This is a genomic window from Pantoea sp. SM3 (assembly GCF_000963995.1).
Classification (GTDB): Bacteria; Pseudomonadota; Gammaproteobacteria; order Enterobacterales; family Enterobacteriaceae; genus Pantoea; species Pantoea rwandensis_B.
Map to the genome: position 1 here is coordinate 1 of NZ_JZRD01000058.1, position 1,421 is coordinate 1,421.

1 protein-coding gene is annotated in these 1,421 nt (G+C 53.1%); it reads left to right on the forward strand.

The window, feature by feature from the left end; genetic code table 11:
* The first annotated feature begins 91 nt into the window (after nt 1-91).
* Entirely contained in the window at nt 92-1,408 is a 1,317-nt protein-coding gene (locus VI01_RS23895; protein ID WP_038646406.1) for an IS4 family transposase, read from the forward strand.
* Nucleotides 1,409-1,421 lie beyond the last annotated feature (13 nt).

The window sequence follows — 1,421 nt, forward strand, 5'->3', positions numbered from 1 at the left end:
TAATGCCGATCAGTTAAGACAAAAATGATCGGTTGAACGATCCAACAGTTCTGCAAGAATCCGTAATCTCTCAGGGATTACGGATTTTTTTATGCTTCTCAGTCAGGCTCTCGATATTGTTCATAACTTTACTCCTCAGGAGTTCTCGACGCTTTCTGATCTCCTTTCTCCTGAACTTATTGACGAGTGTCTCGCGGATACCGGGACAGTCACGTTACGTAAGCGCAGGTTGTCGATGGAAATGATGGTCTGGGCAGTGACGGGCATGGCACTTTTTCGCTCCCATTCGATGACTCAGCTCGTCTCACACCTGGATATCCTTCTGCCGGGGAAAAGGCCCTTTGTTGCGCCCAGCGCGGTTGTGCAGGCCCGGCAGCGATTTGGAGAAGATGTTATCCGGTTAATGTTTGAGAAAACGCAGCGCCTGTGGTTTGAAAAGACACCGCTGTCGCACTGGAACGGACTGACTCTGATGGCGGTGGATGGCACCGTATGGCGTACCCCTGACACACCAGAGAATGATGCCGCCTTCGGGCGAACGGCCAATATTAATAAGTGCTCTGAGTGGCCGCAGGTGCGAATGGTCTGTCAGATGGAAGTCACCAGTCACCTGCTGTCAGCAGCAGCGTTCGACAGCGTCTCAGCTGCCGGCGAAGCCGATCTTGCCGCTCAGCTTATCCCACAGACCCCCGACCACTCTCTGACCCTCTTTGATAAAGGTTTTTACGCGCTGGGTCTGCTGCACGCCTGGCAGTCAGCGGGAACGGAAAGACACTGGATGCTGCCGCTGCGCAAAGGAGCACAGTACCGTATAGTCCGTAGCTTAGGGGCCGGGCAGGCGTTGGTGGAATTACAGCTGTCGCCGCAGGCGAAGAAAAAATGGCAGGGAGCTGCGGACACGCTGACGGCAAGGCTTATCAGCAAAGAACTCAACGGAAAAACGGTTCAAATCCTGACATCCATGTGCGATCCCCTGAGGTATCCCAAAGCAGATGTCGTGGATTTATACGGCCATCGCTGGGAAATAGAGCATGGGTTCCGCGAGATGAAACAACACCTGCTGAATAATGAGCTGACGCTGAGAAGCAAAAAGCCAGAACTTGTGCGTCAGGAGCTGTGGGGCGTGGTCCTGGCCTATAACCTTCTGAGGTTCATGATGGCGCAGATGGCGTACAGCCTGAAAGGCGTGGAACCTTATCAGATGAGTTTTAAGCAGTCCGCACTGTATCTGAGAAGTCATCTGAGCCTGCTACCGGGCATCTCACCGGGAAAAATACCGCGGATAATGGAAGAGGTAATGGCGATGGCGCCAGGGCTGGTGCTGCCGGAAAGAAGAGTGCGGCATTACCCAAGGGCGGTAAAAAAGAAGCCGCAACGTTATCCGTTGCGGCCTCCATTAAGATCTTAACTGACAAGCATTA